At 56.5% G+C, this 24,337-nt stretch carries 18 protein-coding genes; all 18 read right to left on the bottom strand.

Annotation, left to right across the window (positions count from 1 at the left end; translation table 11 throughout):
• Position 1: 1 nt before the first annotated feature.
• Complete coding sequence (locus tag H8K03_17690) at positions 2–1,393, bottom strand: HlyD family type I secretion periplasmic adaptor subunit (protein ID UVT19601.1); 1,392 nt, start codon at positions 1,391–1,393, stop codon at positions 2–4.
• 13 nt (positions 1,394–1,406) lie between these two features.
• Positions 1,407–3,599 (bottom strand): type I secretion system permease/ATPase, encoded by a 2,193-nt coding sequence (locus tag H8K03_17685; GenBank protein UVT19600.1) that lies wholly within the window; start codon positions 3,597–3,599, stop codon positions 1,407–1,409.
• A 101-nt stretch (positions 3,600–3,700) separates the two neighbouring features.
• A complete protein-coding gene (locus tag H8K03_17680) occupies positions 3,701–10,231 on the bottom strand; it encodes a hypothetical protein (GenBank protein UVT19599.1) in 6,531 nt (2,176 codons plus the stop codon).
• A gap of 1 nt (position 10,232) precedes the next feature.
• On the bottom strand, positions 10,233–10,964 hold the full coding sequence (locus H8K03_17675; protein UVT22534.1) for a hypothetical protein: 732 nt from the start codon (positions 10,962–10,964) through the stop codon (positions 10,233–10,235).
• A gap of 84 nt (positions 10,965–11,048) precedes the next feature.
• Positions 11,049–11,372 carry a hypothetical protein gene (locus tag H8K03_17670; protein ID UVT19598.1) on the bottom strand — a complete coding sequence of 108 codons (324 nt, stop codon included), beginning with the start codon at positions 11,370–11,372 and terminating at the stop codon, positions 11,049–11,051.
• Between the two features lie 513 nt (positions 11,373–11,885).
• Positions 11,886–12,164 carry a hypothetical protein gene (locus H8K03_17665; protein ID UVT19597.1) on the bottom strand — a complete coding sequence of 93 codons (279 nt, stop codon included), beginning with the start codon at positions 12,162–12,164 and terminating at the stop codon, positions 11,886–11,888.
• Between the two features lie 96 nt (positions 12,165–12,260).
• Positions 12,261–12,437 (bottom strand): hypothetical protein, encoded by a 177-nt coding sequence (locus tag H8K03_17660; GenBank protein ID UVT19596.1) that lies wholly within the window; start codon positions 12,435–12,437, stop codon positions 12,261–12,263.
• Positions 12,438–12,601: 164 nt separating this feature from the next.
• Positions 12,602–14,383, bottom strand: a complete 1,782-nt coding sequence (locus H8K03_17655; GenBank protein ID UVT19595.1) for a hypothetical protein — start codon at positions 14,381–14,383, stop codon at positions 12,602–12,604.
• Positions 14,384–15,694 (bottom strand): glutamate-5-semialdehyde dehydrogenase, encoded by a 1,311-nt coding sequence (locus H8K03_17650; GenBank protein ID UVT19594.1) that lies wholly within the window; start codon positions 15,692–15,694, stop codon positions 14,384–14,386.
• A 103-nt stretch (positions 15,695–15,797) separates the two neighbouring features.
• Positions 15,798–16,823, bottom strand: coding sequence for an SDR family oxidoreductase (locus tag H8K03_17645; protein ID UVT19593.1), 1,026 nt, complete (start codon positions 16,821–16,823; stop codon positions 15,798–15,800).
• 158 nt (positions 16,824–16,981) lie between these two features.
• Entirely contained in the window at positions 16,982–17,611 is a 630-nt protein-coding gene (locus tag H8K03_17640; GenBank protein ID UVT19592.1) for a hypothetical protein, read from the bottom strand.
• Positions 17,612–17,671: 60 nt separating this feature from the next.
• Positions 17,672–18,277, bottom strand: coding sequence for a hypothetical protein (locus H8K03_17635; protein ID UVT19591.1), 606 nt, complete (start codon positions 18,275–18,277; stop codon positions 17,672–17,674).
• Positions 18,278–18,279: 2 nt separating this feature from the next.
• Positions 18,280–18,852 carry a hypothetical protein gene (locus tag H8K03_17630; GenBank protein ID UVT19590.1) on the bottom strand — a complete coding sequence of 191 codons (573 nt, stop codon included), beginning with the start codon at positions 18,850–18,852 and terminating at the stop codon, positions 18,280–18,282.
• Positions 18,849–19,484, bottom strand: coding sequence for a PilN domain-containing protein (locus H8K03_17625; GenBank protein UVT19589.1), 636 nt, complete (start codon positions 19,482–19,484; stop codon positions 18,849–18,851). The genes H8K03_17630 and H8K03_17625 overlap by 4 nt, the downstream gene beginning before the upstream one ends.
• A 1-nt stretch (position 19,485) precedes the next feature.
• Positions 19,486–20,481: a hypothetical protein gene (locus H8K03_17620; protein UVT19588.1), complete on the bottom strand. Its 996-nt coding sequence runs from the start codon at positions 20,479–20,481 to the stop codon at positions 19,486–19,488.
• 4 nt (positions 20,482–20,485) lie between these two features.
• Positions 20,486–22,213: a Flp pilus assembly complex ATPase component TadA gene (gene tadA, locus H8K03_17615; protein UVT19587.1), complete on the bottom strand. Its 1,728-nt coding sequence runs from the start codon at positions 22,211–22,213 to the stop codon at positions 20,486–20,488.
• Positions 22,214–22,270: 57 nt separating this feature from the next.
• The gene (locus tag H8K03_17610) at positions 22,271–23,443 is read right to left on the bottom strand and encodes a type II secretion system F family protein (protein UVT19586.1); all 1,173 of its coding nucleotides are present in this window, start codon (positions 23,441–23,443) and stop codon (positions 22,271–22,273) included.
• 86 nt (positions 23,444–23,529) lie between these two features.
• Positions 23,530–24,303, bottom strand: coding sequence for a LysM peptidoglycan-binding domain-containing protein (locus H8K03_17605; GenBank protein ID UVT19585.1), 774 nt, complete (start codon positions 24,301–24,303; stop codon positions 23,530–23,532).
• Positions 24,304–24,337: the final 34 nt, after the last annotated feature.

The following is a 24,337-nucleotide window of genomic DNA, read 5'->3' as shown; positions in this document are numbered from 1 at the left end:
GTTACCGTTCTCTCAGACTTTCTTTCATGGATTTCAGCAAAGGGCTCAACAGGTATTCGATGATGCGGCGCTGGCCGGTCTTGATCTCGACGGCCACCGCCATGCCGGGCGACAGGTTGACCGACTTGCCTTCGACCTGAATCGTTCCTCGATCCATACTGACCCTGGTAGGATAGACCAGGCCCACCTTTTCGATGGGGACTGCATCATCGGAAACCGTCACCACGCGACCAGGAATCGTGCCATAGAGGGTGAACTGAAATGTTTCCACCTTGATTTCGACCGGCTGCCCTTCCCGTACGAATCCCACATCTTTGTTCTCGACCTGTGCCTCCACCTCGACCGGATGGTCCTGCGGTACGATGATCAACAACTGCTGGGCGGATGTCACAACCCCCCCGACGGTATGCACCGCCAATTGCTGCACGACGCCATCAATCGGCGCGATGAGCCGCTGCAAGTCAGTCCTTTGGTCGGCCTTCGTCACTTCCTGAGCGAGCGACGCGGCCTTGGTTTCGAGTGCCGATAGTTCCGCCTGCTTCGTCTGTTGAAATTCTGACACCATGGCTCGGTAGTGCGTCTCGGCCTCGGCGAGCGCGGCCCGGTCTTGTTGAAGTTTCTTCTTTTGCCCGGCGAGTTCCTGCACTTTGTCGATGCGTTGGCCTTCGGCCTGCAGGAAGTCCATCTTGGTTGCTGCCCCACGATCGAATAGTTTCTTGTAGGCCTCGGCACGTTCGCTCTCCATCGGAACGGTGGCTTCTAAACGGAGAATATTCTCGTTGGTTTGCTCGACCGCAGCCTGGCGCTGATCCACCAAATGCTGCGCCGCAGCGACCTTGGCCTGATATTCCACCAGTTGATCCCGTAGCAATTGCTGCTGCAACGCCACGGAGGCTGCATCCGCATCGGACGGCACCTCGAACGTGTCCTGGTTCCGAATCAGTGCCCGCAATCGCGCTGCCTCCACTTTCGCGGCGCGGTATTCATTAAGCGTCCGATCGAGATCGGCTCGATTGAGAGTCGAATCGAGATCGATCAACACATCGCCCTGCCTGACAGCTTGTCCATCCTGCACATGAATGGAGGCGATGACTCCGGTTTCATATGGCTGGATGATCTTCGAGTAGCCGCTGGGGATGATCTTGCCTTGCGCTGTCGCCACGATGTCGATCCATCCGAACGTGGTCCACAGCACTCCGCCCGTGAAGGCCGCGAGGATCGTCCAGAGGATACTCCGACCGATCGGTGATGGAGGCGCCTGTTGAATTTCCAGCACCGCCGGTAAGAATTCCGTGGCGTGTCCGCCGGGAGCAGCTCCGACGGGCCGACTTGACTCCGCTTGCCAAGCCGCCTTCCACACAGTCCAATGCCGAGCAAACGCCACGAATGCCATTGTATCTCCTACCTCACCCTACGGCTTTTTCTCTGCCGGCTTGATGCGCATGCAGCCTCGCATAACACCCGCCGGCACGGAGGAGGTCGGTATGCGCCCCCTGCTCAACAATCTCTCCTCGATCGACGACATAGATACGATGGGCCGGCCGCACCGTGCTCAGTCGATGCGCGATGATGAAGACCGTGCGTTCTTTACAGATCTGCGCCATATTCTGCTGGATCACGGCCTCAGACTCGTAGTCCAGGGCACTGGTGGCCTCATCCAAGATGAGAATCCGAGGGTTCGCCACCAAGGCTCTCGCAAGGGCGATCCGCTGGCGCTGCCCTCCCGACAACGTGCATCCATGCTCTCCGATCACGGTATCGTACCCGTCCATCAATTCCAGGATGAATTCGTGGGCTCCGGCCAGTTTCGCCGCCTGCATCACCTGGTCCATCGCCAAGCCGGGATCCGTCAGCGCAATGTTCTCTCGCACCGAGGCGTTGAACAGGAAATTCTCTTGCAGCACGACTCCTACTTGTCTGCGAAGCCATGCCGGATCGATCTGGGCCAGATCCACCCCATCCACTAAGATTCGCCCTCCCTCGGGCACATAGAGACGCTGGATCAACTTGGCAATGGTGCTCTTTCCGGATCCTGAACGCCCGACGATGCCGATCACCTGACCCGGCTCAACGGCAAACGACACCTTGCGAATCACCTCAGGACCGTCGGATCGATAGCGAAATGTCACCTCTTCGAATCGCACCTGGCCTCGGACCTGCGGGAGCGTGGTCCGATTCGGATTATATGAGGGCTCGGGCTGGGTATTGAGCACATCGCCCAACCGCTGCACCGAAATACCCACTTGTTGAAATTCCTGCCAAAGATTCACTAGGCGCAGGAGCGGGCCGGTGACCTGCGACGAGAGCATGTTGAACGCAATCAGCTGCCCGATGCTGAGATCACCCTCGATCACGCGATAAGCACCCACCCACAGCACGGCTACCATGGTCACCTTTTGGACACAGGTCGCTGATTGGCCGGTTATCGTAATCAAGCTCGTGGCCCGAAAACTCGCCCGCACATAGCCGGCCAGTTGCTCTTCCCATTTGCGTAACAGCGGCGGCTCGACGGCCATGGCCTTCACGGTCTGGATCCCGCTGACCGCCTCGACGAGGAACGCCTGATTCTCCGCCCCGCGATTGAATTTTTCGTGCAAGCGCGTTCGAATCGCCGGGGTGATCGCTACGGACAGCAGTGCATAGATCGGGAGCGAGGCCATCACGACGAGCGTCAGCGTCGAACTGTAGAACCACATCACCGTGAGGAAGACGGCGGTAAAGACGACGTCCAACGCCACCGTGACGGAATGACTGGTCAGGAATTGTCGAATCTGCTCCAACTCACGCACGCGGGCGACCGTATCGCCGACTCGCCTCGCTTCAAAGTAAGACAGAGGCAGGGCCAAGATGTGCCGAAAGAGTTGGGCCCCGAGGCTGACATCGATCCGATTCGTCGTATGGGAAAACAGATAGGTGCGGAGCCCGCCGAGGAGGGCCTCGAAGACGGCCAGCGCGATCATGCCGATCGCCAACACATGAAGCGTCGTAAATCCCTTGTGCACAAGCACTTTGTCGATGACGACTTGCGTAAACAGCGGAGTCAACAGGGCAAAGAGCTGAAGAAAGAACGAAGCGACCAACACTTCACCGAAAAACGTTCGGTACTTGACGATTGCCGGAATGAACCAGGTGAAATCGAACTTGAGATCCTGCAGACGGACCTCAGTGCGCTTGGTAAAGAGCAGTAGTTCCCCAGTCCAGATCACCTCGAACTGTTCACGAGAGATGACGAGCGGGCGTGCTTCGACGGGATTATGGATCAGCACCTTCTCCGCTCCGACCTTGGCCAATACGAGATAGCCCCCATCCACTAACTTGGCCATGGCAGGCAACGGCATCTCTTGAAGTTTGCGCCACTGCGTCTTAACCAAGCCGGCTTTCAAGCCAAGATGCTTGGCGGCACGGAGCAGATCGGTGTCGGAAAGAACTTGCCCCGATTGGGCGAACTGATGCCGAAGCTGGGAACCATCGGCAGGGAGATCATGAAGCCGGGCAAGGATAAGAAGACAGGTCAGTCCCGTATCGGTGGGGGTTCGTGACTGAGTCAGTATCGGTGAATCAGGGTCCTGAGGAAGCACTCTCGCTGCTTGAGCCGACATGTGGCCATCATAAGATAAGGCTCCTTCATGACCAAACGTTTTCGCTAATTATACTTAATGGCCTTCACCCTTTTTCAGCTATCGGCACCCTGAATGCTTTTTTACTGCCAGCTGGCGGCCAGGACAGCCTGCACCTCTTGGGGCCGCTGCTCGATGGCTTGATCCCACGTGAGTCCGGACTGTTGCGTGAACGCCGCCATGGCCTGAATGAGTTGCTCGACCTGTGTGCTAAGCAGCAGCTGCCCCGTGCCGGCCTGGACGGTTTCCACCTGATTCGTGGTGGGGCTCGTGTACCAGTTCTGAATAGTCACCTGGTCAGTGGTGCCATGCATGGCGAGGCGCAGATCGTTGACCTGGCGGCTGAGGACCAGATCGAGCGGCGTGATCATCGCGCCAAATCCCAGCGTATCCGAAGTCCCCGCGCTATCGACGACCGTGTCCTGGCCACCCCCGCGACTGTACAGATACGTGTCGTTGCCGCCCAACCCCGTTAAGACGTTGTTGGCGGCATTGCCGGTCAGCACATTGTTGAGCGTGTTGCCGGTCCCGTTGATCGCACTGGTGCCGGCCAAGGTCACCTGCTCGAGATTGGAACCCAGAGTCCAGGTGACACTGCTCTGGATGGTGTCAGTCCCCTCATTCGCATTCTCGGTCACGAGGTCCCCAGTGGTATTGACCACATAGATGTCGTTGCCCGTCCCCCCGATCATGGTATCGCTCCCCAGCCCGCCATCCAGGGTGTCGTTGCCGGCCCCACCTGTGAGTGTGTTGTTGACACTGTTGCCGATGAGGAGGTTGTCGAGCGTGTTGCCGGTTCCGTTGATGGCACTGGTCCCTGTCAGCGTCAGATGTTCCACATTGGCAGCCAATGTCTGGGTGATACTACTCTGGACAAGATCGGTCCCCGCATTGGCATTCTCGGTCACCGTATCGCCGGTATTGTCTACGACATAGGTATCGTTCCCAGTCCCGCCGGCCATGCTGTCGCTGCCCGTGCCGCCGTTTAGCACGTTGGCGGCGCTATTGCCCGTGAGCACATTATTCAGCGTGTTACCGGTCCCATTGATAGCACTCATACCAGTTAAGGTGAGGTCCTCTAGGTTGCTCCCGAGGGTATAGGTGATCGCGCTCTGGACCGTATCGGTTCCGGCGCTCGACGCCTCGGTCACGACGTCGCCGGCCTGGTCCACGACGTAGGTGTCGTGGCCGGTCCCACCGGCCATGGTGTCGGCCCCCTGGCCGCCATCGAGCACGTTGTTGCCGGTATTGCCGGTCAGGACATTGTTCAGCCCATTGCCCGTGGCGTTGATGGCGGCCGTGCCTGTAAGCGTGAGGTTCTCCACATCACCGCTCAGAGTATAGGTGACCGCGCTTTGGACGAGATCCGTGCCGTCATTCGCATGTTCCGTGACCGTATCGCTGAGAGTGTCGACGACATAGATATCGTTCCCGGCATCGCCGCTCATGGCATCGGCGCCGGTGCCCCCGTTCAGCACGTTGGCGGCGCTATTGCCGGTGAGCACATTGTTCAGCGTGTTGCCGGTCCCATTGATGGCACTCGTACCAGTTAAGGTGAGGTGTTCCAGGTTGCTCCCGAGCGTCCAAGTGATCGCACTCTGGACCGTATCGGTCCCGGCACCGGTGTTCTCGACGATCGCATCGCCCGTCCCCACCACATACGTATCGTTGCCGGCTCCCCCGGTCAGGACATTGGCCGCACTGTTGCCCACGAGGACATTGTCGAGGATGTTTCCGGTACCATTGATCGTGCTGGTGCCGGTCAAGGTGAAGTTCTCCACGTTGACGCCGAGCGTATAAGTGACGGCGCTTTGGACCGTATCGACCCCTTCATTCACGTTCTCTGTGATCGTATCGCCGGTTGCATCAACCACATAGGTGTCGTCGCCGGCGCCGCCGGCCATGCTGTCGCTGCCCGTGCCGCCGTTCAGCACATTCGCCGCGCTGTTGCTCGTCAGGATGTTGTTCAGGGTATTGCCCGTCCCATTGATCGCGGCCGTCCCGACCAAGGTCAAGTTCTCCACATTCGGGCCCAGCGTGAAGGTGATTGAACTGTGGATGGTGTCGGTGCCTTCAGTGGGGTTCTCCGTCACCTCATCGCCGATCTGATCGACGAGGTAGAGATCGTTCCCCAACCCGCCTGTCATGATATCGAGGCCTGTGCCGCCATCTAATCGGTCATTTCCGCCATTCCCCCCCAGCTGATCGTCCCCGCCGAGCCCGAACAGCTCATTCTCGTTGTCGAGCCCCGTGAGGATATCGTTGCCGCTGGTGCCGGTGATCACTCGGATACGACTGGTGATCTCCGGCTCCCCCCAGATCGTCCCGTCGGCGAAATGGATCTCGCCGATCGTGGGTTTTCGAAGGCCTGGCTCAATCAAATAGTTCTCTACTGTGAGCTGATCGGCTGTGCCGACAATTTTCATCACCAAATGGTTGCCCTGTCCCTCGAACGTCACATCGGCAGGCGCCACCCCTTCCTGTACGTGGATGTAATCGAGAACGTTCGGCGACGCATAGGTCTGCCTGCCGGTCTGAATCACATCCTGCCCGTAGTCTCGTCCGAACACATAGAGATTGTCCCCGAGCCCGATCAGCGTATCGTTGCCTTGCCGCCCATCCAACACGTTGGACCCGGTCATCCGGTTGTCCAGCTGGTTTCCGACCAGATCGAACGCACCGGAGAAGAAGGTATCCTCGCGCAGTTCGATATTCTCAACGGCCTCAGGCAACACAAAGGATCCGGGGACCGCGACTCTGACCGTATCATTTCCTTCTCCAGCAACCTCGACGATCACATGACCCGCCCCGAAGAGTTCATAGAGGTCATTCCCAGCCCCTCCCACTAAGCGATCGGTCCCGAGGTCGGCGCTTAAGAAGTCATCGACGGCGCCGCCGTAGAGCACATCCTTCCCCTCCGACCCGAACAACTGATCATTGCCGACTCCGCCATCTAAGGTGTCGTCCCCTGAGCCACCGTTCAATACGTCATTGCCCTCTTCCCCCATGAGCGTATCCGCTCCGGCCAGACCGGAGACCACATCATTTCCAGCACCGGCGGCCAGGTGATCGATGAATGCAGTCCCCGTAAGGGTCTCGCTGTTGGCCGTGCCGCTCTGGTGGAATCCTCGCCCAATCAGCTGGCTATAGGTGAGTACGGTCCCATCGGAACACTCGAACGTGTCGATGGGATGCGCCCCGGCGGGGATCATCACGTCGAAGTTGGTGATCCGCACCGTATCCCCGGCCGTTCCTATGTGAAGGACCAACGTATCGTCCATCTCCATCCCCAGCGTCACCGACCCGGAGTCGACCCCGAAAACCAGGTGATTGCCTTCCCCCGCCGCCTCCACGATCGTATCGCTGCCGTCGCCCAGATTGAAGATGTAGGTATCCTCTCCCCCACCGCCGACGAGCGTGTCATTGCCGACCCCGCCCGTTAGCGTATCGTTCCCTCCCGATCCCCCGATCTGCCCATCAGCATCCCCGACCAGGATATCGTCACCGGCCCCGCCATCCAGCTGATCATCGCCCTCGTCCCCCCGCAACCCATCGTTTCCCTCACTCCCATAGAGTTCATCATGCCCTTCCTGTCCGAAGAGCCGATCGTCGCCCACTCCACCGGCCACGAAATCGTTGCCCGCATTGCCCTGCACTTCATCATTGCCCTCCTCACCAAAGAGCGTATCGTTGTCGTCTTCTCCAAACAGCAGATCGTTGCCTGCTCCCCCGACCAAAGTATCGAATCCGACACCTCCCTGAAGCTCATCGTCATCATCTCCGCCATCAAGGAAGTCGTCGCCGTCCTGCCCCATGAGGAAATCGTCCCCAGTTCCTCCATTAAGCTGATCATCGCCGGCACCGCCGAAGAGAAGATCATTGCCCCCGCCACCATCCAGGATATCGGCCCCTTCGTCCGGTCCGCTGGCGTTAAGGTAGTCCCCGCTCAGTTGATCATTCCCTTCTCCTCCAGTCAGGGTATCTGCGCCACCTCCGCCTTGGAGCCGATCGTTACCCTCTCCGCCGTCCAACAGGTCATCACCCTGCTGAACGTGGAGGACCGTGCCGTCGTCGCCAATTAGTTGATCGTCCCCGTTCCCTCCAAGAAGTATGTCGTTGCCCCCATCCCCTTGCACGACGTCATTTCCGTCACCACCGTCGAGAAAGTCCTCCCCTCCTTCAAAATTGGTGAACCAAAAATCCGAAGATTCAAAGGCGACTTCGCCGAACAGAATGGTCCTGCTGGTATAAAGGATCCTGACCGCCGGTCCATTCTCTGGCACGATATCTCCGACAAGATGGTCTGCTCCATCCCCACCAAGAAGCACGTCATCCCCCAAGAGCCCAAACAGCCAGTCATTCCCAGCTTGTCCATCCAGATAATCGTCATCCATGAGTGCCGGATCACCGACCCACGCACCAACTCCGAACTCACCTCCTACCTGGGGATTGAGCCCATCACCATACAGGAGGTCTGCTCCGTCACCGCCCAACACGACATCCTTCTCGAATCCAGCAAGCACCACGTCATTGCCCGCCCCACCTTCGACAAAATCCTCCCCTCTCCCGGCCTGCAGGATATCGTTCCCATCGTCACCGTGAACTACATCATCGCCGTACCAGGCCCACAACACATCGTTGCCACCACCCCCATGGAGACGATCAGGCCCCGACCCTGCCATGACAACATCATCGCCCTCGACCGCAAAGACTTGGTGGCTCCCAAGACTACCCCCTAAGAAATACCAGTCCTCCTCTCCTTGATATCCCTGGATGATATAGTTCACTGAGGTTTCTCCCGATCCTCCCAGTAGCGAGCCCGCGTACATGGTTGCATTCGCAGAGAGCAGTTCTGTTGGGAACCCATTGGAATAGTCGACAACCGGTGGAGTACTGGTGGGTTCATCCGAGCGATCAATCAAATCAATCCCGAACTGACCATTTTCAAAATCCGCATTGACCGTCAAGACGCCGTTGACGATGAGGTGCCCCCCTGACATCACATAGGTCACGGCTCCATCGTAGCTCTTGTAGGTATTGTCCGGATCATCGGCCTTGTGTACCCCACCAACAAGCAACCGCCCGTCGAACAGGATCCGCCCCTGCGCGTCAGCATCCTCGATTCGGTCGTGTCCCTCCCCCGTGGTGTAATAGTAGGTGTCGAAGCCGATGCCGCCGAGTAAGGTGTCATTGCCCCCACCGCCATTCAGTCTGTCAGCCCCACCATTGCCCACCAACAGGTCGGTCTGTGTGCCTCCAGTCAACGAATCAGCACCCCCGCCGCCCAGCAGAAAGGCTCCACGGTTCTCGGCATCGGTCGCATTCATCCCACCAGGTCCTGCCTGCACATACCAGTCGCGCAGCGTGGGCAGTTGCGATTGAATCTGCTGACGATCGGTATTGGTAAAGGCAGATGAGTTGAGGTAGTTCTGAAAGTACAGGGTGTAACCCTTGGCGTTGCTGAGCGTAGTCGCCACATCGGCCCGATCAAAGTGGACACCCCCGCTACCAATGCCTGCCGTGGCAAGATCGGTGAACAGTTCTTTACTCGCGTTCGTGGCATTAACGGTGTCTTCGTAGTACATCTGCATGGCAAACGCGATCAGCGTCTTGCTAACCAAATTCGTGGCGGGAGTGGGACCATCCGTCATCGTCAGTCCCCCATCTTGCGCCAGTTTCCACAGATCCTTGGTGAAGCGGGTCACCATCGCGTTGGCGGTTTCGTTTTGGACCAGACGTTCGAGGAAGTTTCGATTCTGAGGGTCAGTAGTCGGGTGCGCGAATAAGCTGCTCGAAAAGATCATCGCCATCAGATCGGTAAGTTTGTCAGTGACGCCATTCAACGTCTGTCCGGACAGAGCGGTTTGCATGCTTTGCAGAAACGCAGTCAGCAAAGCGTGCGAATGCAGATCGCCCCCGGACACGCCCGGAGCATTGATAGGGAGATAGGTTGGCAGACCAATGCGGTTCGCCAGGACATTCCAGGGGACTCCGGCGAGAAATTCCCCTTGCACATTGATGCTGCTCACCAAATCAGCATTCGGGATCCCACCACTCACGGCGCGACGTTGTAAAAAGTCGGTCAGTCCAGCCAAGGCCGAGACACTGTGGCCCCGGGTAAGCAGATCGGAGAGGAGTGTCTCGGCGACACTTGGAGTCAAGCTTGGCGTCGCGGATAGGGCAAATGGCGCTTGGTCAAACGTGATCGCCTGTTTACCGAAAAACACACCTATGAGTGCCGCCAACCCGCCGCCGAGACTGTGCCCCGTAAACGTAATGGTTGCGCCGGGATTAGCCGCCAGAACTTGCAGATAGTATTCAGCCGCTTGCAACAGCTGCACAGAACCTATACCGGATGCAAGCAAGATATTGGCCGTGTTGTCTGGGCCGGGCGGCAGGATACCGTCGTTAGGATTCGTGCCTGCAAAGGAAATCACAATCTCGTTGCCACGCTGAAAATACCCAGCTTCAAAGCCAGTGCCTAGATCTCTTTTTCTCTCTTCCAGAGGCTCTAACCAACCATAGCCATTTAGAGTTGGGAACCAATTCTTTTCGGCACGAGTGGATTGATACGCCCGACCAGCCATGAATGCATATTCAAGTTCTGTCACCATGTTACTCTCCCTTTTCCTTAAACAACGTGGCACAGGGACACTGTTCCGCTAACACGTTCTCCTTTTCACAGTATTTGATACAAGCATCATCCGAAGACTGTTTCTTAAACCATCCCAACCCAATCCATCTGCCATTTCCGGCGTCGACCATCTCGCCGCACTGGCTTTGCCCATGCTCCTTCACTGGCTCTCGCAGAATACTCTTGTATTGAGGGCTGACAATATGTCGGTTCAATTCCTTGATCTGCTCTGACGAAACAAAACCAAGTCTCACCAAGTTTTCTACTTCATGTCCAAGAATGTCGAGAGCCACATTGATGGATTGAAACTCGGTGGGAACGTCTTCAAGTGGAATACGCTGCCAGGCTCTGCCGTGGTACTTAAAGAACACATAGGGCGGATTAGGCCGCCCCCACTTGTTGTACGATAGACACAAGTTCGGTTCCGCAATGATATAGGGTGTCCCGTTCAGCACATGCACAGCTAGTAAATAAAAGTTCGTGCGTCCGATGTCTTTGCCGTACTCACTGGTCCACGTAATGGTCTTGTTTGAACCCGGTAGTGTGAAGGCAATGGTATGTTCCTTGATCGGTGGTGGCTGTCCGATTTCATGGCTCCCACCATAAGATTGTGAACGGGTGATAACCAACTTACGCCCGTCATGCAACAGCACTTCCTCTTGCCAACTGTCTCCGCCAAAGCCAAAGAGACCGGCTTCGGCGCGGACTCCAATGCCCGACAGCACCGTTAGCAAACTCGCAACGATCAGCGACCGGTTTAGCCATTTCCCATTCATTAGTCGCCTTCTTCCTAAGGACTAGCCCTTTGCCTTCGGCTGCCGCGCCGCGCCCAAGCTTCCCAGCGCTTGTTGGATCTGCTGCTGCAGGCGTGCCAGCGCGCCGAAGTCCATGGCGACGCGAGTGATGAGATGCCCCTCTACACCTTTCGGAACGGCCTGGCCATCCTTGGCCGTCCTCGCGATCCCTGCAAGCGCCGTAGGCTCGATGAAGCCCAAATCCAGATAGGCGATGCCCTGCGCGACGCCGACGTTGGTGTAGTTGGCTGCACGTGGGTGAGCCGAAGAATCAGAAGGTTTCAACCGGACGTTTAACGCGATGGTCGTGTCTTTCTGCTCGCCCATCAACGCACACTCCTTGACAGTGAGTGAGAGGCCAGAAGAATAGATATAGTAAGATTAAACACTCACGTGACTATTCTTAATTATAAAGTAGCGTGAGTGTAGTGGCCCGTCAGTCGTCTGTCAAGATATGATTCCTGTAAATCGGCTTCCAGAGCCATTTGGAATGGCCCTACACGAAAGTTAGGAGGGATGGCTCACACCTAGAGAAGAGGGCTTCAACTACACCAAGACTGCGCATCTGGTTGAAATCAAATGATGTCAGCTTGGCCCCATGTGACCGCAAGAGAAACCGTACCGTGGTTCCTAATAGGAGAATCTAGAGTTCTCTGCTGGAGGAAACAGATAAGGTGATGATGGCTGCTGGATGAAGAGAGGATTCGATCTGAGGAACGGATTAGCAGAAAATCGAGTACGTCATGAAGTCGCGTTGATTCGAGAGAGGCACCGGCTGGTCCAGCTCATTGCCAGACCAACCGGATGTAGGCGGGTAACTACTGCTATGAACCAGAGCTCTCACTTGTTCATGAGGGAATCCATCGCTCCCTTGGCGCCACCACCGGACACTGACAGCGAAGATAGATTGTCTTTGGTCTGCTTGAGCGTATTCATATTCTTCTGCAGGGCATCGACATTCTTCTGCATGTCGACCAAAGAGGTTCCGATCTGGGTGACGGAATCCTTGAGCCCAAAGAGCCCCTCAGCCGAGGCGACATGCAACGACACCCCTCCCAACACGAATCCGAGCAAGAATGCGGGAATAGCGAATAGAGATAGCGACCGTGCGGTTGTCATGGGTCCCTCCTTGGTTGAATGGCGCTCGACGCCTACTCACATTGCCAGCAGCATGCCTTCACATAGTACCAATCGGACAGGACATTGAGACGAATGCTACCCGAGGTACCTGCCGTACAAAAAGGCCACGAATTGCTTGGCTCCACGCATACGATTTCTTACGTTCTCGTCTGAGACACCTGACTGTCGCAGCTGTTGTTCAAACCTAACCAGCGCATCCTTGAGCTCTTTTCTCAATTCTCTCTCGATGACTCGGTCCAGCACGCTCGGCATAATTTCCCTCCTCGCTCGATTGACTACGCTCCGATCAGGCTACGGTCTTGCCTGGACGGTGTGACACATAGACACCAGGCTCGGAATTCTACAGAACTTGCCAGGGACAAGCCAGTTCTTAAAGCAGAGGAAGCCGTTCGCTAGAGGCACCTTTACAGGCAACGCTAGAGCCGTCTGGCATGGAACAATGTCAGCCCTGCTTTCACTCTTGCCTTAGGCAAGATCGCCTTGTGCATGCGGAAAGTCGGGAGAAATTCGACTGGTTGGTCCCAGCGCACATCCCACCGTTCTCTCGCCAACGTCTCGCGCAATTCAACAGGCCCGACGATAAACGCCGTACCACCCCGCCGCAACGTGCGATTCATTTGTGTGGGGACTGTCGTCAACGCATCCAAAGACCCAAACGAAGCATACGGCACCCAGCAATACAGCAGATCATAGGGCCCACGGTTCGCTGGAGACTGTTCATACCCATCAGCGGGTATCATACGAATTCGTTGAAGCCACTCCCATTGCCGCACGGCGGCACATTGAGTCCAGAGTTGCTGAGCCTGACGCTGTGCGTAAGCAAAGTGCCGGACACTGACCGTATAGTCGCGCGGCCGGTCGAAGAGAATGCATGTAGCAATGACGGCGTCTCCGTTGTCGATGAGGACATGTTCGGCCTGCGATCGTACCATCCCTATCTCACGGTCTTGTTCGCTCAGATCGTCCAGATAGTCCGCAACAAAAGCTTGTGCGGCGAGTTCGTCAATCTCCTCATCGTCGTCCGGAAACAACGGCACCGCCTCAAACGCTTCGGCAGGGAGAATCTTCGGGAACCCTTGCGTGAATACTGTACGCCAATCGACAGGGCTCATGGGACACTCAGGAGAAGACGAGGGCAGCGGATGAAAACCTGTCGTTAACGAGACGACTGTTTCCTTTTCCCGATCCTTCAGGATCAACCGAGTCCCTTGGACCTGCATGCTGCGGTCCAGGGGAAGTAGACGACCGCTTGGGTTCACGTATGAAAGGCCGGCCGTATCATCCGCAAGGGTCGCCTTTTGGACGACCCCAGCTTGTACGGTCAGACATAATCCTTGGCTCTCGTCGAGATAGCGAACCGGAGGATGCTGGGCCGGCAGCCATGTACCAACATGGGATTTCATGGGATTCATGAAATCGGCAAATGGGTCCGCCCCGCTTACTCTCTGCGGTGTGAAAAAACTGCTGAACAAGCGAAATGCCGCCTCAGATGGATAGGTGGGAATCCCGCGATATCGTAACGGCCTCGGAGTGACCTGTCCTTTGTTTTGATCGTCATACAACCCGCGAATCAACTCGAACACCGCTGATCCAGTCCCCGGCAACAGCGACTTGAACAGCTCGACGACCGGGAGAAAATCAATCCGATCCCAATGCATCGAGCCCATGCAGGACATGAAACGAGCCTGCTCAAACCCTCCGTCATCCAACACATACAACGCATCTTTTCGCTGGCGAATCGTCGCCGTCCCTTTTGGATCGATCGTCAGATCCTCATCCCGATAAAACCACCGCACCTCCTCGATCGGTACTCGTAAGGCCCCGGCAGCCAAGGCGCGAAGATCATCGGGAGTGGTCCGCTGCCAATTGGGCTTCGCAGCGAGGTTCAATCTCGTTTCGTTCACCAGTCCGGAAGGTTTAACTCCGACCCACCGCCCCCAATCCAGCCGGACGCGCGCTCGCGTCAGCGCGACGGTCCCTATAGTAGTCGACTCCCATTCACACTCATGCATGGGATGGCCTGCCGGATCGGTGGCGAGAAATCTCCGTCCATCAGGCCGATAGAACACCAGATGCCCGGTCGGAAGGGTTTCGACGTGTCCACCCATCTGATCGAATTGCTTAGCGAGCGTGCGTGATGAGGGAAACCGGAGATGGCCGGGGGTCTTTAGGGCAAATGCAATGGCATTCGAGGGCATTCACTCGCGGAGCTGGCCGCTCCCCAAGACAATGAATTTGCAGCAGGTGAGCTCCTCCAATCCCATAGGGCCCCGCGCATGAACCCGGGAGGTGCTGATACCGATCTCGGCGCCAAGGCCGAATTGATATCCGTCGTTGAGTCGCGTGGATGCATTCACGAGCACGGCGCTGGCATCGACTTCCTTGAGAAATCGCATGGAGCGCCCGTAATCCGAGGTCACGATGGCTTCCGTATGCCGTGACCCGTACTGGGCGATGTGTTCCATGGCCTCATCCATGCTTTTGACGACTTTGACGGCAAGGATCAGATCAAGAAATTCTTTTCCGTAATCCTGGTCGCTTGCCGGCTTCGCTTCAGGAATCAGTTGGCAGGTCTTCGGGCATCCGCGAATCTCAACATGGGCCGCTCTCAGGCTTGTGGCGAGTTTGGGGAGGAGCGTCCGCGCGACGGTCTGATGAACCAACAGGGTTTCCATCGCGTTGCAGGTCGACGGCCGCTGTGCTTTGGCATTGACGCAAATGGCTTCCGCCATCGCCGGGTCTGCTGCGGCATCGACATAGATATGGCATACACCCGCATCATGCTTGACCACCGGAATCGTCGCGTGCTCCGCGATGAGCTTCATCAACGATTCACCGCCGCGCGGAATGATCAAGTCAATGAATCGGTCCTGCTTCAAGAGAATTGGGACCACCTCACGATCGGCACGGTCGACAAAGGTGATCGCGCCGGGAGGGACACCGGCCTTCTCGGATGCTTCGGACAGAATGGCGGCAATCGCGGTATTTGAATGGATCGCTTCACTGCCGCCGCGCAAGACACACACGTTGCCGGACTTCAGACACAGAGCAGCCGAATCCGCCGTCACATTGGGGCGCGACTCGTAAATGATCCCAATCACTCCGATGGGCACACGGATCCGACCAACTTGCATCCCGTTGGGCCTCGTCCACATGGCAGACATCACCCCGACAGGGTCTGGTAACTTCGCGACTTCGCGAACGCCGGCCGCCATCTCTCCGATGCGCTTCTCGGTCAGCCTCAAGCGATCAGCCATCGCTTTCTTGTCAGATGCCGTCTCAAATGCTTTGAGGTCTTGTTCATTCGCCTCGATCAATTCGGCTGACTTCGCCTCGATCGCCTCCGCCATCGCAAGGAGCGCTTGATTTTTAGTCGATGTCGGCAGAGAAGCCAATCTCCTTGCCGCCTGTTTCGCTTTGGAGACCAGCTCCAATACATACTCAGAAGCAGGCAGTGGTTTGGATTCTTCGATCTTCGGATCGGGGACAGTCCGATCTACGGCTTCCATGCTTTTCACCAATGATTCTATGACCTGAGAACGAGACTGACCATACCGTGTGGGTGAGAGACGGGTCAAGAGTCTCAGGGTTGCTTGGTAGGCTGGATCCCTATCAGTGGGCTGATACCGCCTGACCCAAGACTGTTTGAAAGTACTGGATGGTCTTCGTTAAAGCATCCTCTAATTCAACCCTCGGCTCCCACTTCAGTAAGGTTTTCGCGCGAGCGATATCCGGTCGCCTGACCTTAGGATCATCGGCGGGTAGCGGATGGAAGGCAATTTCACTCGATGAGTGAGTCAACTTCAGAATCACGTTGGCGATTTCCAACACCGTGAGTTCCCTTGGATTTCCGATATTGACGGGATCATGAATACTGCTCGCTTGCCTGCCGTTCTGTTCGGTGAAGAAGAACTTCCGGTCGGTCCGCTGCTCGACTGTCTTATCAGAGTCCACGAATAACAGAGCAATGATGCCCCTTACCAGATCGTCCACATAACAAAAACTCCGCGTCTGCATGCCATCTCCATACACCGTGAGAGGCTTCCCTTGCAGAGCCTGCACAATGAAGTTCGACACGACGCGTCCGTCATTGGGTCTCATGCGCGGTCCGAACGTATTGAAGATGCGGACGATCCGTGTGTCCAGACCATGGTAGCGATGGTATGCCATGGTCATCGCTTCTCCGAATCGCTTCGCTTCATCGTAGACACCCCGTGGGCTGATAGGGTTGACGTTTCCCCAATACGACTCGGGTTGCGGATTCACGAGCGGGTCTCCATACACCTCCGACGTACTGGCCAGCAGAAAGCGTGCTCCCTTGGCTTTAGCCAACCCTAAGGCCTTATGCGTCCCCAATCCCCCGACTTTCAATGTCGCGATGGGCATGTCGAGATAATCTTGGGGGCTTGCAGGAGAGGCAAAGTGCATCACCGCATCAAGATGGCCCTCGACATGAACATAGTCGCACACGTTGTATTTAATGAACGAAAATGAACTGTTACCCATTAAATGAGCGACGTTCTCAACTTTTCCGGTGCTGAGGTTGTCCATGCAAATGACATGATGCCCTTCGCTGATGAGCGACTCGGCAAGATGGCTTCCCAGAAACCCGGCCCCACCTGTAACTAAAATGCGCATATTCCGGACTCCTCTCAGTTTGGATTCGGTCAAGTTTATCACAAGTTATATGAGAGCAAGAAGCCACAGCTTTCTCCAGGACAGATTCTAGTCGGTCTAGTCATAACATCACGTAGCCGTAGGGATCATGAAAGGCCGCCAACTCGTCCCCCTGTGGCCTATGGGATTGTCTCCGGTGAGGAAGGACCCGTAGGCTCTCGTGGCAAAGACGGATCCATCGGAGGAGGAGAATCAGTCGGATCCGTTACATGCCCAGGAGAATCCACAGATTCTGAGGCGGGTTCTCCCGGAACCATTGATTGGTCGGATACGGGTGGTTGTTCACGGACCGGAAGCGGTCCGGTCATAGAGCCCGTGACTACGGCCATGGAGGGATTGGGATGCTGGAATACCCAATCGTAATGGGTCGGTTTACCGAGGAAATGGCGGACAGCAGGTGGGAACTCGCCCTGCTTGATCGGCGTGTGCCTACTTTTGCTTCGGACACCCATGATCCCCCCCGTGGGTGCCCGCAGCAGTTCCCACTCACCATGCCCAACCGGATCGAGATAGACCTTCCTAAGAAAAGGCTTGGGTGGCCTCGTGAGTTCAGCGAGTGTTTGAGGATACACCTCGCCGGGCATGACTCTTCCGGCCTTTGCACTGGCCGAGTAGAGGGCCAACGCTGTTTGGATCTCGATACCTTTGGCCAGTAAATCCGCCTCTAGCTCCCGTTGCACCATTGTCTTCCACTGCCGGGCCGCCATCGTCAAGGTAAGCCCCATCAGCGTGACAGCGATCATCACCATAAGGTACGAGAATCCTGCCTCTTGACGCCTCGGCAATACGGAGATCCGCCTCACCGTCTCTCACTCCTGGTCCACCGCCGCTTTCGCTTCTTTCGCCTCTTTCGACAACGACACCGTTTGGTCCACACGTGTGCCGGTATCGCGTATGGTCACGCTCTCTGAGGTGATCGCCTTGAGGACCAGATGACCGTCGATGCGATCACCGACTTTGAGGACCTTCACTTCATCTTCTTTGCTGAGCACCGCCATCTCTTTGTTTGTTTTCCGACCTTCGCCCAGACGCAGAAATCCCAGATATCGATACGGCCCCAATTCCATCGCTTCTGCCTGTTCCATCAAGGGTTCGGCTTGTGCTAACCCCTGCTGGTTCACCGGGGCCGAACTATTGCTGGTGGGAAAGGTTCGGTCGGAACGGGGCACCGTGAAAATGTTGCGAGGCGTTGTGAAGGTTGCCGCACGTTGGGCTCCAGTGGACGCAAGGAGGCCGAGGTTTACGCGCAAGCCGGTTCCCGTCATCGCGTCGTGTCGACCCGATGAAGCGGAACCGGAGACGTTCGTGAGCGGGACACGCACCGGCTCCTCCAGCAGCCGCCATTGCCAGACAGCCAGTCCTGCCCACAGAAGGATAAGTGAGGCAGCGAGAATCGTCTTCTTCTTCGAATCCATGGCTAAGGGACGGCCTCCTGCACGCCGGGCCTCTCGGTATCGGAGCGAAGATACGCCGCGATCTTGATATTGAACGTCAACAGCGCGTCTGGCGCACCCCCGGACCGAGCCAGTTCTAGGTCTTCGATAAACACCATCTCTTCCGCCGTCTCAAGATCATAGATAAATCGGCGGAGATCTTCGTATCGCCCACTCATCGCCCCCTGTAACAATCCCTTGCTCGTGTTCGCGACAAGAGTGGCCTCGGTCTTGTAGGACAATGCCGGTAGGGTGACTCGATCACGTTTCGCTTCCTCTGAAATCCCCAGCGCCAAGGGAGCAAAGTCTCGTTCAGCGGGAAGCGCTGCCCATATTCGGCCCAGGTCTTTTCTTGCATTTCTGGCCTCTCGATGATGCATCAACGACTGTCGCGTCGCGCCCCATTCCTTCTCTAAACGCTCTCGTTCGGATTGGGCGCCTTCCACACCGATTGTGTGCACGACAAGGAGCATCAGAAGTAGACCCAGGGCTGCCGCGCCCCATGGAAGCAATGGTGCAAAAGGATGCTGCAACACGATGATCAAGCGATCTTTCATCTCTCAAGCTCCGCCCAACGGTATCGCACCGTAATATCGAACTCCACTAAACCGTTCGATCCAACACGGTGGTGAGCCAATACCGGATCCTGAAACGTGGAGTGGTCCTCAAGCCCCACGGTAAAGGTCGTGATGTCCTCCAGGCTCATCGCCGACCCCGCGAGTCGAACCGTCGAACCAGCTTGATCGAGTCGCACACTACTCAGTGCCAGGCGTGAGGGAACGGTTTGTTCTAGTTCGGTCAGAAACTTCGTCCACGAAAATATTCTCTTCTCAAGCAGTTGATTGGCCAACTCGACCTCGAAGCGCAATCGTGTCAAGCCCTCCTCGGACATGTCTATTCCCTCGCGCCTAGCCTCCGCAATCAAGCCAAGATCCTGCTGCCGAACTCGATCCAGTTCAGCTTCGATGGTCTGGTTTTCCTGATACGCCAGGATCGCTTGCCTGAGATTCCAGAGAATACCCAACGCCAGCAAGGCGCAACTACCGATCAACAGGAGTCGAAGCGGGGCCATCACAGCTCGGTATCGGCGGCCCAGATTTATCTGAAACCGGTCAGGAGCACCGCCCGGCAAGGGAATAGACCTGAGTGGATCGATGAGTTTTCCGATGAGAACATTCGTGAGCGCCACGTTACGCCACCCCCGCCATCGCCGCCAGCGATGGCATTCCTCGATGACTCCCAGTCGCCACCCATCCAAGTGCCTCGACTGATTTCCAGTCGAGTTGTTCCACCGAGACTCGGAGTTCTACCTCCATCTGCTCTTGTAAAGCTGCCATGTCTCCATCCGCACAGATCACGGCTTCTTTAATAACCGCGGAGGGATGTTCCTGTCGGCAGACCTCCAGCGATGCACCGCATTCATCGAGAATCTTTTTCAACAACTCGGGCTTCGCCGGCACCTCGCTTGCTCCCACACCCAAGAGCTTGCATCGGTAAAACAGCAACCGCCCTCGCTGGGACACCATGGTCGTCAGGGCTCGATCAGAGACACTGACCCACAGCACATCGCGACGTCGCCAATCAGACCAGCCGGAAGCCCTCCGCCAGAGATTAAACAGCCGTAGACTTGTGACCCCCACATCGTGAGGGATCAATCCGACGGATTCACAAAGAGACTCATATTGTCTCAGTACTGTTTCCTGAACCGCCACCGCCAAAACTGTGTAGATTCGCGGGGTGTCGCACCGTCGATCATGAAATGCCTGAAACACAATCTTGGCCCCATTGAGGGGAAACAGCTGTTCTTGACCCAGCCGCCATCGAATCAGCGCCTCGCGTTCCTCACGGCGAACGGGCAACTGTTCCAGGTGCAGCACCGTCGCTCTGACCGCGGTGTCTGGAAGCAGCATGGTGATCCGCCGAGGAAGAGCGGAAAGACCTGACGCCCCAACAATGCGATGATCTGATCCTGAACCGGTCAAGGCCCGGATACGACTTGCCAGTGGCGCAAGCTCCGCCAAGTTTTCGTCGGTGGCAGACGGTTTCACCATGCCATCGGAAAGGGCCGACATCGTGCACCGGTGTCGGGAGTGCCCGCGCCAATTCCGTTCAGTCTCGGCCCACGCAATCGAATCAATGCCGAACTTTAAACAGTGGTGGGGCCGGCTGCTGACCCATTCCCACATCGTGTTATCCTTCCTCGCTGAACGTGACACGATTGACTTCACGCAGCGATGTCTCGCCATTCAACATTTTTTTCAGTGCCGATTGCCGAAGCGTGATCATTCCGTCAGTGACCGCCCGGTAACGGATTTCAGAAAGCGGCCGATCCGCAAGGATCATCTCTTTGATCTCATCCGTCAGATCGAGGAATTCCGTAATGCATTTTCTTCCTCGATACCCTGTCCCATGACATTGCGGACACCCTTTTCCTTCGTAGAACGTCGTATCCTTGTACTGTTCATAGTCCAACCCTGCTTCTTCGATAAGGGCCTTCTGGGCTTTGACCGGCGTTCGACACGAGGCGCAAAAGATTCGGACCAGTCGCTGGGCCAACACACAGTTGAGTGCGGACAGAAAATTATAGGAATCGATCCCCATCGACGCGAATCGCCCGATCACGTCGAATACGTTGTTCGCATGAACGGTCGTCAGGACAAGGTGGCCGGTCATAGCCGACTGGATCGCGATCTGGGCTGTTTCGGCATCTCGAATTTCACCGACCATGATCTTGTCCGGGTCATGGCGAAGAATGGACCGGAGCCCTCGGGCAAAGGTGAGGCCTTTCTTTTCATTGACTGGAATTTGCACCACCCCCGGAAGCTGATATTCAACAGGGTCTTCGATCGTGATCAGTTTGTCTTCAAGCGTGTTCATCTCCGATATGGCGGCGTACAACGTCGTCGTCTTGCCGCTTCCGGTAGGCCCTGTCGCCAACACCATGCCGTAGGGACGGGCAATCGCTTTCCGGAATCGTTTGAGATCTTCCGGATTGAAACCGAGCCGTTCGAGCTTCAAGGACGACACTCCGGTCGCAATGGAATCGCGGTCCAGTATCCGGATCACCACCGATTCACCGAAGACGCTGGGCAGGATAGAGACACGAAAATCCACGGTCTTTCGATCCAGCCTCATTCGAAAACTTCCATCCTGCGGCACTCGACGCTCGGCGATATCGAGCTCGGACATGACCTTCAGACGCGACACCAAGGGCGCGTGCAATCGAATATCCAGGGGCTCCATGGCTGGAATCAGAATGCCATCGACACGAAGTTTGACTTTGGTTGCGCGGTCTGCAGCCTCAATGTGAATGTCGCTGGCCCGGCGCTGCATCGCGCTCAGCAGGATAGAGTCCAGCAGCTTTACGGCAGGACTCTGATCCTCTCCCGCTTGATCGAGGGCTGCCACCTCTTCTCCTCGATCATCTTCTTTCACCAAGACCGATCGATACTCCGCTTCGAGCTCGCGGAGCGCTTGGCTGGAGCCCGCGCTACGGTCCAACGCGGACAGGATTGCGCTCTTAGAACTGACGATCAGCTCCAGCGGCTTTCCGATCATGAGTTCCAATTCGTCGAGGCCCAACAAATTTTGAGGATCCGCGACGGCAATGGTCATCACACTGTCTCTCTCGGCGATGGGGACAAACGGAAATCGCTGCATCAACCTGACGGAAATCGTCTCGTAGTAGCGGGGATCGACTTGAAAACTCGTCAGCGGATCGTAGGGAAGCCCGTATTGAGTGGCCAGTGCATGAGCCAACTGATCCTCCGAGAGGAGCCCTTCGCAGACCAGCGTGTGTCCTAAGGCTGCCGTGACACCTTTCAATCGGTGCAGCACGTCCTCGACCGTCTGTCGTGCAAGGAGGCCCTGGCTGACGAGGACCTCCGCGAGAGAAGGCCGAGCAAGACTACGCAGCATGCGCAAACTCCCAGGTCATCATCACATCGTTCTGATCCACAAACCGATTGTCCCAATCTACCCGCCAACCGTTCCCGCCATCTGAAAGACCGGTAGATACATCACGATCACGATCCCGCCCACCAATATTCCCATCACAAGCAACAGAGCCGGCTCGATCCACGTCGTAAGCTGGGTAAGCCTGGTATCGAGGTCGGCTTCATAAAACTCGGCGACATCCCGCAACATCGTATCGAGAGAACCCGTTTCTTCGCCTACCGACAACATCTCGATCGCGAGTTTCGGAAGCACCTTCGGACGGTCCAAGGCAACGGCCAACGTCGTTCCCTCGCGGATCTCATTGGATGCCCCAATGAGTGCGTGCGAAACAAAGCGGTTCGATACGGCTGCACGCGCACCCTGCAACGCATCGACGAGAGGCGTTCCGCCCGCCAGAATAGTTCCGAGTGTTCTCGTAAGCTGCACGGTATTATGTTTCACGGAGATCGGACCCACGAGGGGAAGTTTCAGCACAAGACGGTCGATGACAAGATGCCCTGCGGCCGTGGCATAGTAGGCGTGTATCCCTAACACGATGCCGATCACCGCAATACCGGCGGGCAATCCCCAAACCTCTACGTGGGTCACGACGTCGAGTAAGAGTTGAGTAGCCCATGGGAGAGTCCTCGCTGCCTCTCCGTAGACTGACACGAATGTCGGCATGACATAGGTCAGGAGAAACCCGATCACGGCCATGCCAATAAACACGAGGAAAATCGGATAGGAGATCGCCTTCGTGACTTTTTGACGAAGCCCGATCATCAGCTTCAAGTACGTGATATATCGCTGGAGGACTTCAGGAAGATTGCCTGATTGCTCTCCCGCCTTCACCGTCGCAACATAAAGCTCCGGAAAATACATCGGGTGTCTCATCAATGCATCAGAGGCAGATGCTCCCCCTCGAATGTCTTCTCTCACCTCACGTAACGTCTGCTGAAATCCGGCATGGCCTGCACGTTCAATCAACAAATCCCACACCCGTAAGATCGGCAATCCCGACTTGACGAGCGCGAGCAGCTCTTGATTGAAAACCAAAAACTGCCCCAGCGGAAGCCCGCTCCATGACCAAGACTTGCCCGTCCTCACCGAGACCATTCCACGACGGTGAAGATTGAACACCAACAAGCCTTGTGCCTCTAGTTTGGCACGAACGTGCGATTCCTCCTCCCCTTCCAGGTGCCCCTGGATCATGGAGCCATCAGGTCGTGCAACGCGGTATGCAAATACTGCCATAGCGGTGGACCTTCGAGACTCGCGGACTAGCCCGTTCCACGCGACTACATTCGCTCGTGTTCGGACTCGCTGGTGGATGATTCAGTAAGCCAGAGCACCTGACCAGCCTGAATATGGTCATTGGAAAGCGCATTGATCTCCATGAGGCGCTTTACGGACGTACGATGCCGTTGCGCGAGGCTCCAGAGCGTATCTCCAGGCTTGATCAACACGGGTAAGTCAGTGGTCATGGTTGACGGTCGAGCGGTGCTCGGAACTGCACCGACCGAAGAGTCTCTCGACAGATGAATTGCCGGCTGGGAGATGACTCCGGTGCTTTCCCCAATATCATCCGACAGGGCTTCCTCCTGAAGGCTCATGGTCGCCAATTCCAGTTGACTCTCTCTGGGGAACGCCATAGCTGTAGGCATTTCTCCTGCGGTGTGCCTTCCCATCTTAGATTGGTACTTTTGGAGCTGCTTCAGTTGGCTCTGAAGGGCGGCGCCGGTCCGCCGGGCACGATCTCGCTCAGTACGCGAACTCGCCAACTCTTCTCGTTGAAGATCAATGACATGGCGGGCTTCAGTCAACCGACGTTCCGCCTCTCGAATGCGCCCCTCAAGTTGAGCCCGAGTAATTTGCGCATCGGTGAATTCTTGGCGCCGTGTTTCAACCTCCACTCGCAAATCGACAAGGGCCCGCTGGGCATCATTTAGCGATGTTTTGAGTGCATCCACGGTGAGTTGGAGATCCGAGGTTTCCTGCTCAACAAGCGGTTCAAATGAGCTACACGCCGATATCCCAAGTAAAAGGATCCCAACGGCAGTATTCCTCCCCATCCCGCCTCGGGATACCTTGTCTCTCAACCAAAAT

The sequence above is a fragment of the Nitrospira sp. genome, assembly GCA_024760545.1.
Lineage (GTDB): Bacteria > Nitrospirota > Nitrospiria > Nitrospirales > Nitrospiraceae > Nitrospira_D.
Note: the sequence above shows the minus strand (reverse complement) of the source record. Positions and strands in the feature narration are given on the sequence as shown.

Coding starts and splice junctions, on each gene's coding strand:
- H8K03_17690 (UVT19601.1), bottom strand. CDS start 1,393: ATGGCATTCGTGGCGTTTGCTCGGCATTGGACTGTGTGGAAGGCGGCT.
- H8K03_17685 (UVT19600.1), bottom strand. CDS start 3,599: ATGTCGGCTCAAGCAGCGAGAGTGCTTCCTCAGGACCCTGATTCACCG.
- H8K03_17680 (UVT19599.1), bottom strand. CDS start 10,231: ATGGTGACAGAACTTGAATATGCATTCATGGCTGGTCGGGCGTATCAA.
- H8K03_17670 (UVT19598.1), bottom strand. CDS start 11,372: ATGGGCGAGCAGAAAGACACGACCATCGCGTTAAACGTCCGGTTGAAA.
- H8K03_17665 (UVT19597.1), bottom strand. CDS start 12,164: ATGACAACCGCACGGTCGCTATCTCTATTCGCTATTCCCGCATTCTTG.
- H8K03_17660 (UVT19596.1), bottom strand. CDS start 12,437: ATGCCGAGCGTGCTGGACCGAGTCATCGAGAGAGAATTGAGAAAAGAG.
- H8K03_17655 (UVT19595.1), bottom strand. CDS start 14,383: ATGCCCTCGAATGCCATTGCATTTGCCCTAAAGACCCCCGGCCATCTC.
- H8K03_17650 (UVT19594.1), bottom strand. CDS start 15,694: ATGGAAGCCGTAGATCGGACTGTCCCCGATCCGAAGATCGAAGAATCC.
- H8K03_17645 (UVT19593.1), bottom strand. CDS start 16,823: ATGCGCATTTTAGTTACAGGTGGGGCCGGGTTTCTGGGAAGCCATCTT.
- H8K03_17640 (UVT19592.1), bottom strand. CDS start 17,611: ATGGTGATGATCGCTGTCACGCTGATGGGGCTTACCTTGACGATGGCG.
- H8K03_17635 (UVT19591.1), bottom strand. CDS start 18,277: ATGGATTCGAAGAAGAAGACGATTCTCGCTGCCTCACTTATCCTTCTG.
- H8K03_17630 (UVT19590.1), bottom strand. CDS start 18,852: ATGAAAGATCGCTTGATCATCGTGTTGCAGCATCCTTTTGCACCATTG.
- H8K03_17620 (UVT19588.1), bottom strand. CDS start 20,481: ATGTGGGAATGGGTCAGCAGCCGGCCCCACCACTGTTTAAAGTTCGGC.
- tadA (UVT19587.1), bottom strand. CDS start 22,213: ATGCTGCGTAGTCTTGCTCGGCCTTCTCTCGCGGAGGTCCTCGTCAGC.
- H8K03_17610 (UVT19586.1), bottom strand. CDS start 23,443: ATGATCCAGGGGCACCTGGAAGGGGAGGAGGAATCGCACGTTCGTGCC.
- H8K03_17605 (UVT19585.1), bottom strand. CDS start 24,303: ATGGGGAGGAATACTGCCGTTGGGATCCTTTTACTTGGGATATCGGCG.